Below are 12,662 nucleotides of genomic sequence, written 5' to 3' on the forward strand. Positions count from 1 at the left end.
TCCCCCGTACCTGCAAGGGAACCCCCGTGACCAGACTCAGCGTCGAGATGCTGGCAGCGGACGCACCTCCGCCGATCACCTCCGCCGGCCACGCCCAGCTCGGCATCGCCGTCCTGGTGGGCATCGCCGTCATCGTCCTGCTCATCACCAAGTTCAAGCTCCATGCCTTTCTGTCGCTGACCGTCGGCTCGCTCGTGCTGGGCGCGGTCGCCGGAGCACCGCTGGACAAGGCCATCGTCAGCTTCACCACCGGGCTCGGGACCACCGTGGCCGGCGTGGGTGTCCTGATCGCGCTCGGGGCGATCCTGGGCAAGCTGCTCGCCGACTCCGGTGGCGCCGACCAGATCGTCGACACGATCCTCGCCAAATGGGGAGGTGTAGGGCCGGAGGCCCTTCCGCAGAAGGGTGGCGGCGGGCGACGGGCGGGAGGGCGCGCGATGCCCTGGGCGATGGTGCTGATCGCCTCCGTGGTCGGCCTGCCGCTGTTCTTCGAGGTCGGCATCGTGCTGCTGATCCCGGTCGTGCTGATGGTCGCCAAGCGCGGCAACTACTCCCTGATGCGCATCGGCATTCCGGCGCTGGCCGGTCTGTCGGTGATGCACGGCCTGATCCCGCCGCACCCCGGCCCGCTGGTCGCCATCGACGCGGTCGGCGCCAACCTGGGCGTGACCCTGGCGCTCGGCATCCTCGTCGCCATACCGACCGTGATCATCGCCGGTCCGCTGTTCTCGCGGGTCGCCGCCCGCTGGGTGGACGTCCCGGCCCCGGACCGGATGCTGCCGCAGCGCCCGTCGGAGCAGCTGGAGCGCCGGCCCGGCTTCGGCGCGACGCTCGCCACCGTGCTGCTGCCGGTGGTGCTGATGCTGGCCAAGGCGCTGGTGGACATCGTCGTCGACGATCCCACGGACACCACCCAGCGGGTGTTCGACGTCATCGGCTCCCCGCTGATCGCGCTGCTCGCCGCCGTGCTCGTCGGGTTCTTCACGCTGGGCCGGCCCGCCGGGTTCAGCAGGGAACGCCTTCAGCAGACGGTCGAGAAGGGTCTGATGCCCATCGCGGGCATCCTGCTGATCGTCGGCGCGGGCGGCGGCTTCAAGCAGACGCTGATCGACTCCGGAGTGGGCCGGATGATCCTGGACATCTCCAAGGACTGGTCGATCCCGGCACTGCTGCTGGCCTGGCTGATCGCGGTGGCGATCCGGCTGGCGACGGGGTCGGCCACGGTGGCGACCGTCTCGGCCGCGGGTCTCGTGGCCCCGCTGGCCGCCGACATGTCGACCACCCACGCGGCCCTGCTGGTCCTCGCCATCGGCGCCGGCTCACTCTTCTTCAGCCATGTCAACGACGCCGGCTTCTGGCTGGTGAAGGAGTACTTCGGGCTGAGCGTCGGGCAGACCGTCAAGACCTGGTCGGTGATGGAGACGATCATCTCGGTGGTCGCCGGCGGTCTGGTCCTGCTGTTGTCCCTCGTGCTCTAGGAGCGGTACGGCGAGGAGTTCGCAGGCCGGGTTGCGGTGGGGTCGGCGCCGCCGGTCGACACCGTGGTCGCTGAGCCCCGTTGTGGCGGAGATCGGCTAATGCCGCCACAACGGGTGCTCTCGCTGCGCCCACTCCCTGCTCACCGACCCCGTCCGCATACCCCGTCGCGCCTCCGGGTCCCCGAGCGCCATGCCGACGTGGCCGGCCAGGACCACGCCGATCGTCAGGGCCAGCCAGTCGTGGACGAAGGTCGCCGAGGTGCGCCACATCAGCGGGGTGAGGTGGGTGAACCACATCATCAGGCCGGTGCCGAGCATGACCAGGGTCGCCCCGGCGATCCAGGCCGCGTAGACCTTCTGGCCCGCGTTGAACTTGCCCGCCGGCCGGGAGGAGCGGCGCTTGTCCCTCAGCAGCGCGGCACGCAGCCACATGCGGTCGTGCGGGCCGAAGCGGTTGAGGAAGCGCAGGTCTGCGCGGAAGGCACGGGAGGCCAGGCCGAGGAGGACGGGGACGGGCAGGGCCAGCCCCGCGCACTCGTGGATGCGGACGACCAGTTCGCGGCGCCCGACCAGTACGGCCAGTTGCGGGATGTAGAGGCAGGCGGCGGTGACCACGCACACGCCCATCAGCGCGGCCGTCGTGCGGTGCACCCACCGCTCGGCCCGGCTGAAGCGGCGGACCCGCGCGCTCGGCGGCGCCGGGGTCTCAGCTCGTAGGCTCATCGGTCCGTCCGTTCGAGCGGCCCACCCAGGCGTCGACGTCGTAGCCGAGCTCCTCCCAGTAACCGGGCCGGACCTGGTCGGTCACGGTGATGCCGGAGAGCCATTTGGCGGACTTGTAGAAGTACATGGGGGCGACGTAGAGGCGGACCGGGCCGCCGTGGTCGTGGCCGATGTCCTTGTCCTGCATGCGCAGGGCGACCAGGACGTCCGGGCGGCGGGCCTGGTCGAGGGTGAGGCTCTCGGTGTAGGTGCCGTCGAAGCAGGTGAAGCGGATCGCCCTGCCCGACGACCGGACACCCGCCGCGTCCAGCAGGCGGGAGAGCCGTACGCCCTCGAAGGGGGTGCCCGGGACCCGCCAGCCGGTGACGCACTGCACGTCCTTGACCAACCGGGTCTGGGGCAGGGCGCGCAGGTCGGCGAGGGTGTAGGTGCGCGGGTGGTCGACCAGCCCGTCGACGGTGAGCCGGTAGTCGGCGGGGCCCTGGTGCGGGACGGACGCGGCGACCGAGTAGTAGCGGAAGCCGCCGCCGTTGGGCAGCAGGCCGGTCAGGCCTGTCGGGTCCTTGCCGGAGACGGTGCCGAGGAAGCCCTCCAGGCCGCGTTGCAGCACGGGTGCGGCGGCGACGCCGAGAGCGCCCAGACCGAGAGTGCCGAGGAAGACGCGGCGGCCGACGGGCCTGCCCTGGGACTCGGGTTCCTCGGATTGTTCAGGGTTCACGTATTCATTCGAGCACTTCCGGTCCCGGTGGGGCCAGGGAGTGCGGCCATCGGTCAGAGTTCCGTAATCACTTCTTACGCACGTGCCCGCCGAGCGCTCGGGCGCGGGCCGCGTGGAAGGCCTGCGAGGCGTCGTGGTGCAGGGAGGACCAGGGGGCCCGGGTGGCGTGCCGGCCGATCCGCTGGAAGAGGGCCGCCGCCTCGGCCGGGCGGCCGGCGCAGGTCATGGCGAACGCCAGATGGTTGAGGTCGGTGTGGCGGCGGGGGTGCTCGTCGTGCTCCCACTCCAGCCACCAGTCGAAGGCGGCACGCAGGATCCGGCGGGCCCGGGAGCCCGACCAGTGCCCGGAGCCGGCCGGGTCGGCGCAGGCCGGGCCGCTCGCGGCCAGCACCCGGTGGCGCTCGGCGTGGGCGACGACCGGCAGGACGGCCAGCGGTGAGTCGGCGGGGGCCTCGGCGGCGGCCCGCTCGGCGAGGTCGTACACCTCGTGGGACTCGGCCCGGCCGCCCTCGGGGCGCTCGGCGAGGCGGGCGACCAGCAGATGGTGGCCGTGGTGGTGCTCGGGGTGCCGCTCGCGGAGTTCCGCGAAGGCATGCAGCAGTTCGCTCTCCGGGCCCAGGGTGCGGGCCAGCAGGAGCAGGCCGAGCCAGGGGGTGGGGTCGGCGGGGGCGAGCGGCGCGGCGGTGCGGCAGGCCTCGCGCGCCCGGTCGGTGTCCTCCTTGCCGCGCAGGGCGCGCTGGACGAGGGCCAGGGCGTGCAGGGCGGCGGCGTCCGCGGACCCGGGCTCGGCGAGCAGCCACTCGCGGGCCCAGGCGGTGGCGTACGGCTCCCCGGCGAGCACGGTGATCCGGTGGCCGCGCCGGTCCCAGTCGTCGCCGGTGTGCAACAGCAACGAGCGGGCGGCCTGCCACCGGCCCTGCGCCAACGCGGCCCGGGCGGCGAGGAGTTCGGCGTCACCGAGAGCGTCGTCGAAGACAGCTTCTAACGCACTGGAGTCGTCCGGCGTGCTGTCGCCGGACTGGTCCGTGAGGGCCCGGCGAACGCCGAGCAGAGGCGGGAGTGGGGGCACCGCAGGACTTCCTGATTCTCGGGCTGCCATCGACCGATCACGCACAGCAAACCCTCAGCCAAGGTTTGCGTCAAGCGGAACCCGGGTGTTATCGCCTTCAACCAGCATGCCCGCAAGGGCACTTGGCGGACGGGCGCCCCTCTCTGTGGCGTACGCCATGGCGGGGCCCGTCGGCGCGGCGGACCATGACCGGACGATCCCGCCGGCGCCTCGGGCGCCCCCCGCGAGGGGCCGGGCATCGTGACCGAGTCAACTGCCCGGTTCCGGGCTTTCTCCGGGGCAATGCCGCCCGGGAACGCTACAGTCGGCCACTACGCACCCGTGGTCCGGCCGGATGATCGAGGTACGCAGCGTGTCCGTTCTGGTTCTCCTTCTCGCCGTGAGTGCGGCCTGCTGCCTGGGCTTCGGGTTCGTACTCCAGCAGGACGCGGCCCAGAAGGCACCGCTCGGCGACTTCCTGTCGTTCCGGCTGCTGCTCGACCTGATGCGGGTGCCGCGCTGGCTGGGCGGCATCGCCCTGATGGTGGCCGGCATGGTGCTGGGCGCGATCGCCCTCGGCAAGGGCGAGATCTCCCTGGTCGAGCCGCTGCTCGCCACGAATCTGCTGTTCGCGCTCGCCCTCTCCCGCTCTCGCACCCGGCAGTCCCTGGGCCGCCAGGGCTGGGCCGGCCTCGCGCTGCTCGCGGGCGGTGTGACGGCGTTCATCATGGCGGGCGAGCCGCGCGGCGGCAGCGCGGTCGCCGACCCGGTGCGGCACTGGCTGATCATCGGCGCGATGCTCGGCGCGGCCATGGTGCTCACGACGTACGCCAAACGGTCCCGGCTCAGCTGGGGTCCGGTGCTGCTGGCCACCGCCGCCGGGCTGCTGTACGGCGTGCAGGACGCGCTGACCCGGGTGAGCGGCACCCGTTTCTCCGAGGGCGGTTTCCCGGAGCTGTTCACCGGCTGGCAGCCGTACGGTGTGCTGGCGCTCGGCGTCAGCGGGCTGGTCCTGGTGCAGAGCGCCTTCGAGACGGCCCCGCTGCGCATGTCGCTGCCCGCGCTCACCGCGGCCCAGCCGCTCGCCGGCATCCTGTGCGGGGTGGGCTTCCTCGGCGACCGGCTGCACACCGACACGGGGGCGCTGGCCTGGGAGGCGTCGGGGCTCGCGGGGATCGTCGCGGGCATCGTGCTGCTCGGGCTGCACCCGGCGATGCCGTGCGGCACGGCGGAGGCGGAGCACGCCCGGGACCTCCAGCGGCGTTGAGCCCGCCGGACCGGCAGGGGTGGTACGGGCCCTGCTTGGATACGGTCATGAACCCTGCTGAGGAGATCCTCGACATCGTCGACGAGCACGACCGGGTCGTCGCCCAGGCCCCGCGCGGCGAGGCGTACGCCAAGGGCCTGCGCCACCGGTGCGTGTTCATCCAGGCCCGGGACGCGGCCGGGCGGCTCTTCGTCCACCGCCGCACCGCGACCAAGCTGGTGTTCCCCTCCCTCTACGACATGTTCGTCGGCGGGGTCGTGGGCGCCGGCGAGTCCTACGACGAGGCGGCGCTGCGGGAGGCGGAGGAGGAGCTGGGGGTCAGCGGTCTGCCCCGGCCGACGCACCTGTTCACGTTCCTGTACGACGACGGGGCCGGGAACAGCTGGTGGTCGGCGGTCTACGAGGTGCGCTGCGACCTTCCGGTACGGCCCCAGACCGAGGAGGTCCAGTGGTACGACTTCCTGCCCGAGGACGAGGTGGAGCAGCGGCTCGGCACATGGGAGTGGGTGCCGGACGGGCTGGCGGCGTACAAGCGGCTGAGGGCGTTCCGGGCGGCCCGGTGACGCCCCGGTAGGGTCCTGCGCGTGATGGAATTCGTGCGGAACGTCCGGCTCTGGTTCGCCCCTGAGCAGGTACGGGACGAGGGCAGCACCCCCGACTACCGGTTCTCGCTGGCCAATGAGCGCACGTTCCTGGCCTGGCTGCGGACCGCGCTCGCGCTGATCGGCGGCGGCTTCGCGGTGGACCAGTTCCTGCCGGACCTGCGCTGGGCGTGGCGGGTCGGTCTCGCGCTCGCCCTGCTCGGCGCCGGTGTGCTGTGCTCGCTGCGCGCGGTGAACCACTGGGTGCGCTGCGAGCGGGCGATGCGGCGGGGAGAGGACCTGCCGGCGTCCCGTTTCCCGGCCGTGCTGAGCCTGGTGGTCGCGGTGGTGGCCGTCGCGATGGTCGTGGTGGTGCTGGTCGGATGGGAGGGGTGAGCGCCGAGGTCCGGGATCCGGGCCTGCAGCCGGAGCGCACCCGGCTGGCCTGGCGGCGTACGACGCTGTCGAGCACCGTGGCCGCCGTCCTCGCCATGAAGACCGCCCTGCACGGCGGGGCCTCGGTCACCGGCATCGTGCTGTGCGCACTGTGCTGTGCGCTCTGGCTGGGTTTCCTGTGGGTGGCCCACCAGCGGATCCGCGCCCTTGCGACGAGCCCCCGTCCGTCAGCGCTGGCGCCCCGGCACGCGACGGCGGCGGTGCTGTGCGCGGTGGCGATGGCCGCGTGTGCGGCTGTGCTCGCGTTCTGAAGCCCGTGCCTGCGTTCCCGAGGCCCCCGTTCGGGAGGGCGCACGCCACGCATTCGATATGCCCGGATATGCACCTTTCGCACGTAGCCTGTCGGTCGCACCATTCCGAATCCCCCGAAGGCATCCCCCCGAAAGCATCCCCCCGAAGGCGAGCACCATGACGACGCTTCACCAGGAACACACCGGGCACGGCACGCACAGCCACGGTCCGGGCTGCGGGCACACGGCCGTGCCGCACGGCGACCACCTCGACTACGCACACGACGGCCATCTGCACCGCGAGCACGGCGGCCACTGGGACGAGTGCGAGCCGGCCGGCCACACCCGGCACGACGGCCACGAGCACGTGCACCACGAGGAGTGCGGGCACGCACAGGTGCGGCACGGCGACCACATCGACTACCTGCACGACGGGCACCGGCACGCCGAGCACGGCGACCACTGGGACGATCACTGAGCTGCCGGACGGCAGGGTCCGACGGCTCCCCGGGCAGCGCGCCGGGGAGCCGTCGGCCTATCGTGGCTCCGGTCACGTTTCGCGCCACGTTCGGTGTATGCACTGGACGGCATACCGACCGGTCGGCATCATGAGTCGGGTTCCTGTTCACCCGTTCGTAGGAGTGATGTATGAGCGCCGACCACCCGCCCGGACTCGATCTCGACCGGCTGCGCGGCCTGCTCGACCGTGAGCGGCCGGGGCTGGTGAACGGCCCGCTGAGCGGCAGGCTGATCGAGGGCGGACGGTCGAACCTCACGTACGCGCTCTCCGACGGCACCTCGAAGTGGGTCGTCCGGCGGCCGCCGCTCGGCCATGTGCTGGCCACCGCGCACGACATGAAGCGCGAGCACCGGGTGATCAGCGCGCTGCACCCGACCGAGGTGCCGGTCCCCCGTCCGGTGCTGCTGTGCGAGGACGAGGAGGTGCTCGGGGCGCCGTTCTACATCATGGAGTTCGTCGAGGGCACCCCGTACCGCACCGCGGACCAGCTCGCCCCGCTGGGCGAGGAGCGCACCCGCAACGCGGTGCTGTCCCTGGTGGACACGCTGGTCGAGCTGCACGCGGTGGACCCCGCCGCGGTGGGCCTTACGGACTTCGGCCGCCCCGAGGGCTTCCTGGACCGGCAGCTGCGCCGCTGGGGCAAGCAGCTGGACGCCTCCCGCAACCGCGAGCTGGCCGGCATCGACGAGCTGCACGCGGCCCTCGGACGCGCCCTGCCCACCTCCCCCGCGCCGGCCGTCGTACACGGTGACTACCGGCTGGACAACGTCCTGATCGGCGACAACGACCAGATCAAGGCGATCCTCGACTGGGAGATGTCGACCCTCGGCGACCCGCTGACCGACCTGGGCCTGCTGGTGATGTACAGCCAGCCGCTCGGCATGGCGCACTCCCCCGTCTCCACCACCGCCGAGGCGCCGGGGCACCCGTCCCCGCAGGAGCTGATCGAGCGGTACGCCGAACGCTCGGGGCGCGACGTCTCGGCCGTCTCCTGGTACACGGCGTTCGCGTGGTTCAAGCTCGCCGTGATCCTGGAGGGCATCCACTACCGGTACACGCTCGGCCAGACGGTCGGGCGCGGCTTCGACCGCATCGGCGACCTCGTGCCCGTCTTCATCGACCACGGACTGACCACTCTTCAGGAAGGCTGACCGGACATGGACTTCGCGTTCGACGCGCGTACGGAGGAGCTGCGCGGCAAGCTGCTCGCCTTCATGGACGAGTACGTCTACCCGGCGGAGGCGGTGGCGGAGGAGCAGCGGGCCGCGCTGGCGTCCCCCTGGGACACCCCGGCCGTGGTCGAGGAGCTGAAGGCGGAGGCCCGCAGGCAGGGCCTGTGGAACCTCTTCCTCCCCGACGCCGAGTACGGCGCCGGGCTGACGAACCTCCAGTACGCGCCGCTCGCCGAGATCACCGGCCGCTCCCCGCATCTGGCACCCACGGCGACGAACTGCGCCGCGCCCGACACCGGCAACATGGAGGTGCTGGCGCAGTTCGGCAACGAGCAGCAGAGGAAGCAGTGGCTGGAGCCGCTGCTGGCCGGTGAGATCCGCTCAGCGTTCGCGATGACCGAGCCGGAGGTGGCCTCCTCGGATGCCACCAACATCACCACGCTCATCGAGCGAGCCTCCGATGGCACAGACGAGTACGTCATCACCGGCCGCAAGTGGTACATCTCCGGGGCGATGAACCCCGACTGCAAGATCTTCATCGTCATGGGCAAGACGGACCCGGACGGGGCGGACATCCGGCGCCAGCAGTCGATGGTCCTGGTCCCGCGCGACACCCCGGGCGTCACCGTGAAGCGCGCGATGCAGGTCTTCGGCTACGAGGACCACTCGCACGGCGGCCACGCCGAGGTGGTCTTCGACCACGCGCGCGTGCCGGTGTCGAACCTGATCGGCGAGGAGGGCGGCGGCTTCGCCATCGCCCAGGCCCGCCTCGGCCCCGGCCGCATCCACCACTGCATGCGGCTGATCGGCATGGCCGAGCGGGCGATCGAGCTGATGTGCCGGCGGGCGGTGTCCCGCACCGCGTTCGGCAAGGCGCTGGCCCAGCAGGGCGTGGTCCACAACTGGATCGCGGACGCCCGGGTGACCGTCGAGCAGCTGCGGCTGCTGGTGCTGAAGACGGCCTGGCTGATGGACACCGTCGGCAACAAGGGCGCCCACACGGAGATCCAGGCCATCAAGATCGCCACCCCGCGCGCGGTGGTCGGCATCCTGGACCGGGCCATCCAGCTGCACGGCGCGGGCGGCGTCAGCCAGGACTTCCCGCTGGCCGAGCTGTACGCCGCCGCCCGCACCCTGATGATCGCCGACGGCCCGGACGAGGTCCACCAGCGGTCACTGGCGCGACGGGAGCTGAAGAAGTACCTCTAGAGGAGCGCAGGTAAGGGGTGGCCGCCATGGCGGCCACCCCTTACCCCTTGCCGTCAGGGGCGCAGTGCCCGCAGCAGCAGATCGGCCAAGTGGTCGGCGACCTGTTGCGGGGTGAGGGGGCCGTCCGGGCGGTACCACGTCGACAGGTGGTGGACCGAGCCGAAGTGGTAGTCCACGACCAGGTCCGCGGGGGTCGCCGTGGAGAAGACGCCCTCGCGCTGACCCTCCTCGATGAGCGCGCGGAAGCGCTCGTGGTAGCGCCGGCGCTCGGCGCGCACCTGCTTGTTCTTCTCCGGGCTCAGATGGTGCATGGAGCGGAAGAAGATCATCGCGTCGTCGAGGTTCTCGATGGTCGTGACGACGACGTCCGCGGCCGCGTCTCTGAGCCGCTTCTCGACGGGCTCGTCCGCGTCCGCGAACGCGTCCAGCCGCTCCTGCTGGACGCGCAGCACGCGCGCGTACACCTCGTGCAGGAGGTCCTCCTTGGAGCCGAAGTAGTGGTACAGCGCCCCCTTGGTGACGCCGGCCGCCTCCACGATCTCCTGCACCGAGGTGCGGTCGTAGCCCTGCTCGGCGAAGAGGCGGGTGGCGGCGTCCAGCAGCCGCTGCGGAACGGGCGTCCCGTCTCCGTCCGTCGTCCTGGGCACTGCGCCACCTGCCTTTCCGTCGTTCCTACTGGGGGTCGTGCGCGCGGGAACGCAGTTCCCGACGGAGGATCTTCCCACTGGCCGTCTTGGGCAAGTCGGGCAGGATCTCCACCTGGCGCGGGTATTTGTAGGCGGCCAGTCTCTCCTTGCAGTACACCGCGAGTTCATCCGGGTCCGCCTCGGCGCCCGGACGCAGGCTGATGTAGGCCCGGACGGTCTCCCCGCGGTAGCCGTCGGGGACGCCGACGACGGCCGCCTCGCGCACCGCCGGATGGGTGTAGAGGACGTCCTCGACCTCGCGGGGCCACACCTTGAAGCCGGACGCGTTGATCATGTCCTTCTTGCGGTCCACGACGTACAGCCAGCCCTGCGGGTCCATGAACCCGATGTCGCCGGTGCGCAGCTCGCCGTCCGGGAAGGCCTCGGCGGTGGCCTCCGGGCGCCGCCGGTAGCCGGGGACCACCTGGGGCCCGCGTACGACGATCTCGCCCTGCTCGCCGAAGGGGACCTCCGCGCCCTGCTCGTCCACGATACGCACGACCGTGTCCGCGCCGGGCACGCCGACGGACAGCGTCCCGGAGACGGGGTCGACGGGCGCTTCCAGGCCGGGCGGTACGGCGGCGCAGGGGCCGGTGCACTCGGTGAGGCCGTAGCCGACGCGGATGTACGGCCCGAAGCGCTCGCGGAACCTCTCCACCAGCGCGGGCGGCACGGGGGCGCCGCCCGAGGAGAGGTTCACGAAGGAGTCGAAGTGCTCGCGGGTGACGTCGGGGTGGGCGGCGAGGGCCATGTAGGCGGTGGACGGGCCGACCGTGTAGTGCGGGCGGTGCTCGGCGAACGCCTCCAGGACGACGCCGGGCTCGAAGCGGTAGGCGAGCACCAGCGTGCCCGCGCTGTTCAGGCAGGCGGCGAACTGGCACACCATCCCGGTGATGTGGAACAGCGGGGCGAGCGCGTAGTAGACGGGTGCCTCGGGCAGGCCGAGCCCGGTCCGCTGGCGCTCGGCGTTGTGCATCATGTTGCCGTGCGTGTTGACGGCGCCCTTCGGGGTGCCGCTGGTGCCCGAGGTGTAGCTGACCAGCGCGATGTCGTCGGGGCGCGGGTCGCGGCCCTCGGGGGCGCGGCCGCCCTGCCGGGCGACGGCCACGAGGTCGTCGGCGTCGGGGGCCTGAGGCAGCCGCTCGAAGGTGAGCACGCGCGCGTCGTCGCGGGTCTGGAAGTCCAGCTCGCACCCGGTGAGCACGATCCGCACCGGCGAGCCGGCGGCCGTCTCCCGCAGGTACGACTCCCAGGCCCGCTCGGAGCAGATCAGCGCGGCGACCTCGCCGTCCTGCAGGATGTGGGCGACCTCGGCCGACTTGTACATGGGATTGACGGGCACGACGGTCGCGCCCGCCTTCCACGCGCCGAGGGCGGCCAGCACGAAGTGCGGGGAGTTCTGCAGCAGGACGGCGACCCGGTCGCCGCGCTCCAGACCGCGCCCGGCGAGGTGGGCGGCCACCGCGTCGCTCAGCTCGTCGACCTCGCGGTAGGTCAGCCGGGCGTCGAAGTAGGCGAGGAAGGTGCGGTCGGGGGCCTCGGCGACCGCACGGCGCAGGGCGTGCACCAGGGAGTCGGCGGGGTCGATCGGGCCGCGCTGGGCCTCGCTGAGCAGCGCCAGCCAGGGCCGGGCCGCGTACGCGGAGGCGCTCACCGGGCGGCCTCCCACTTCTGCTGGATGTGGTTCATCCCGGCGAGCCAGCGGTCGGGAGTGGCGGCCCGCGCCTGGTAGTACTCGGCGGCCTCGGGGTGCGGCAGGATCAGGAAGCGGTCCTCCTCGATGCCCCGGAACAGCGCCTCGGCGACCTCCTCCGGCTCGATCGCGGTGGGCTGGAGCACCAGGTCACCCGCGCTGCCGGTGGCGGCCAACATGTCGGTACGGACGCCCTGGGGACAGATGGCGTGCACCTTGACACCCCGGTGGCGGTAGGTGAGGGACAGCCACTCGGCGAAGGCCAGCGCGCCGTGCTTGGTGACGGCGTAGGAGGGGGCGCCGATCATGGTGAGCAGTCCGGCGGCCGAGACCGTGGAGACGAACCGGCCGCGACCGCGCTCCAGCCAGTGCGGCAACAGCGCATGGGCGGCCCGGACGTGCGCCATCACGTTGACGTCCCAGGACAGTGCCCAGCCCCTCTCGTCGAGGGCCGCGCCGGCACCCGCGTCCTCGAAGGCCACGCCGGCGTTGGCGCAGTAGACGTCCACGGCGCCGCCGAGCGCGTCCCGGGCATCACCGACGATCGCGGAGGCGTCCCCGGGCACGGCGATCCCGCCGATCTCCTCGGCGACCGCCGTGGCCTTGTCGGCATCCAGATCGTTGACGACCACCCGGGCACCCTCGGCGGCGAACCTACGGGCCAACGCGGCCCCGATCCCACCGCCCGCTCCGGTGACGACCACTCCCGCATCCTGCACGGCTTCCACCATCGGTCTCCTTCGACACGGCGCGACTCGGTCAGCGACGGCCAGACTAACCAGTCGGTATGTGTGAAGGAAAGGGTAACTGCCACACCCTAAGGGGCGCGGGGCAGTGTCCATATGCGGCTCCGCCGCGCGTGCGCGAGCAACCACATGCGG

General features: G+C 72.1%; 14 protein-coding genes. 8 read left to right on the top strand and 6 right to left on the bottom strand.

Translation table 11 applies throughout. The features are described 5' to 3' along the window. The first annotated feature begins 26 nt into the window (after positions 1-26). On the top strand, positions 27-1,478 hold the full coding sequence (locus tag ACZ5DS_RS17480; RefSeq protein ID WP_468238968.1) for a GntP family permease: 1,452 nt from the start codon (positions 27-29) through the stop codon (positions 1,476-1,478). Positions 1,479-1,574: 96 nt separating this feature from the next. On the opposite strand, the gene ACZ5DS_RS17485 is transcribed toward ACZ5DS_RS17480, so the two are convergent. From ACZ5DS_RS17485 to ACZ5DS_RS17495, 3 genes are all read right to left on the bottom strand, one after another. Beyond that, entirely contained in the window at positions 1,575-2,201 is a 627-nt protein-coding gene (locus tag ACZ5DS_RS17485; RefSeq protein WP_468238970.1) for a cytochrome b/b6 domain-containing protein, read from the bottom strand. Further along, positions 2,185-2,919: a molybdopterin-dependent oxidoreductase gene (locus ACZ5DS_RS17490; RefSeq protein WP_468238972.1), complete on the bottom strand. Its 735-nt coding sequence runs from the start codon at positions 2,917-2,919 to the stop codon at positions 2,185-2,187. Before ACZ5DS_RS17490 ends, ACZ5DS_RS17485 begins: the two co-directional genes overlap by 17 nt. Positions 2,920-2,986: 67 nt before the next feature. Continuing rightward, positions 2,987-3,988, bottom strand: coding sequence for a hypothetical protein (locus ACZ5DS_RS17495; RefSeq protein ID WP_468238975.1), 1,002 nt, complete (start codon positions 3,986-3,988; stop codon positions 2,987-2,989). Between the two features lie 352 nt (positions 3,989-4,340). On the opposite strand from ACZ5DS_RS17495, the gene ACZ5DS_RS17500 reads away from it, so the two are divergent. The 7 genes from ACZ5DS_RS17500 to ACZ5DS_RS17530 all read left to right on the top strand — a co-directional run bounded on the left by ACZ5DS_RS17500 (position 4,341) and on the right by ACZ5DS_RS17530 (position 9,402). Continuing rightward, positions 4,341-5,234 carry a DMT family transporter gene (locus ACZ5DS_RS17500; RefSeq protein WP_468238977.1) on the top strand — a complete coding sequence of 298 codons (894 nt, stop codon included), beginning with the start codon at positions 4,341-4,343 and terminating at the stop codon, positions 5,232-5,234. Positions 5,235-5,281: 47 nt separating this feature from the next. Then, entirely contained in the window at positions 5,282-5,797 is a 516-nt protein-coding gene (locus tag ACZ5DS_RS17505; protein ID WP_468238979.1) for an NUDIX hydrolase, read from the top strand. A 21-nt stretch (positions 5,798-5,818) separates the two neighbouring features. Beyond that, positions 5,819-6,211, top strand: a complete 393-nt coding sequence (locus ACZ5DS_RS17510; protein WP_468238981.1) for a YidH family protein — start codon at positions 5,819-5,821, stop codon at positions 6,209-6,211. Continuing rightward, positions 6,199-6,522, top strand: a complete 324-nt coding sequence (locus tag ACZ5DS_RS17515; protein WP_468238984.1) for a DUF202 domain-containing protein — start codon at positions 6,199-6,201, stop codon at positions 6,520-6,522. The genes ACZ5DS_RS17510 and ACZ5DS_RS17515 overlap by 13 nt, the downstream gene beginning before the upstream one ends. Before the next feature lie 157 nt (positions 6,523-6,679). Next, the gene (locus ACZ5DS_RS17520; RefSeq protein WP_468238986.1) at positions 6,680-6,979 is read left to right on the top strand and encodes a hypothetical protein; all 300 of its coding nucleotides are present in this window, start codon (positions 6,680-6,682) and stop codon (positions 6,977-6,979) included. A gap of 170 nt (positions 6,980-7,149) precedes the next feature. Then, a complete protein-coding gene (locus ACZ5DS_RS17525) occupies positions 7,150-8,172 on the top strand; it encodes a phosphotransferase family protein (RefSeq protein ID WP_468238988.1) in 1,023 nt (340 codons plus the stop codon). Positions 8,173-8,178: 6 nt separating this feature from the next. Then, positions 8,179-9,402 carry an acyl-CoA dehydrogenase family protein gene (locus tag ACZ5DS_RS17530; protein WP_468238991.1) on the top strand — a complete coding sequence of 408 codons (1,224 nt, stop codon included), beginning with the start codon at positions 8,179-8,181 and terminating at the stop codon, positions 9,400-9,402. 53 nt (positions 9,403-9,455) lie between these two features. On the opposite strand, the gene ACZ5DS_RS17535 is transcribed toward ACZ5DS_RS17530, so the two are convergent. From ACZ5DS_RS17535 to ACZ5DS_RS17545, 3 genes are read right to left on the bottom strand one after another with little or no spacing between them, the layout of a single operon-like run. Next, positions 9,456-10,049, bottom strand: a complete 594-nt coding sequence (locus tag ACZ5DS_RS17535) for a TetR/AcrR family transcriptional regulator (RefSeq protein WP_468238993.1) — start codon at positions 10,047-10,049, stop codon at positions 9,456-9,458. Between the two features lie 25 nt (positions 10,050-10,074). Next, positions 10,075-11,742 carry a class I adenylate-forming enzyme family protein gene (locus tag ACZ5DS_RS17540; RefSeq protein ID WP_468238996.1) on the bottom strand — a complete coding sequence of 556 codons (1,668 nt, stop codon included), beginning with the start codon at positions 11,740-11,742 and terminating at the stop codon, positions 10,075-10,077. Then, positions 11,739-12,512, bottom strand: coding sequence for an SDR family oxidoreductase (locus tag ACZ5DS_RS17545; RefSeq protein WP_468238998.1), 774 nt, complete (start codon positions 12,510-12,512; stop codon positions 11,739-11,741). Before ACZ5DS_RS17545 ends, ACZ5DS_RS17540 begins: the two co-directional genes overlap by 4 nt. Positions 12,513-12,662 lie beyond the last annotated feature (150 nt).

The organism is Streptomyces sp. NPDC031100, assembly GCF_055570785.1.

Bases quoted from the DNA above. Each gene is read 5' to 3' on its own strand.
- ACZ5DS_RS17520 (WP_468238986.1), top strand. From the start codon at position 6,680: ATGACGACGCTTCACCAGGAACACACCGGGCACGGCACGCACAGCCAC.
- ACZ5DS_RS17515 (WP_468238984.1), top strand. From the start codon at position 6,199: ATGGGAGGGGTGAGCGCCGAGGTCCGGGATCCGGGCCTGCAGCCGGAG.
- ACZ5DS_RS17485 (WP_468238970.1), bottom strand. From the start codon at position 2,201: ATGAGCCTACGAGCTGAGACCCCGGCGCCGCCGAGCGCGCGGGTCCGC.
- ACZ5DS_RS17545 (WP_468238998.1), bottom strand. From the start codon at position 12,512: ATGGTGGAAGCCGTGCAGGATGCGGGAGTGGTCGTCACCGGAGCGGGC.
- ACZ5DS_RS17530 (WP_468238991.1), top strand. From the start codon at position 8,179: ATGGACTTCGCGTTCGACGCGCGTACGGAGGAGCTGCGCGGCAAGCTG.
- ACZ5DS_RS17525 (WP_468238988.1), top strand. From the start codon at position 7,150: ATGAGCGCCGACCACCCGCCCGGACTCGATCTCGACCGGCTGCGCGGC.
- ACZ5DS_RS17505 (WP_468238979.1), top strand. From the start codon at position 5,282: ATGAACCCTGCTGAGGAGATCCTCGACATCGTCGACGAGCACGACCGG.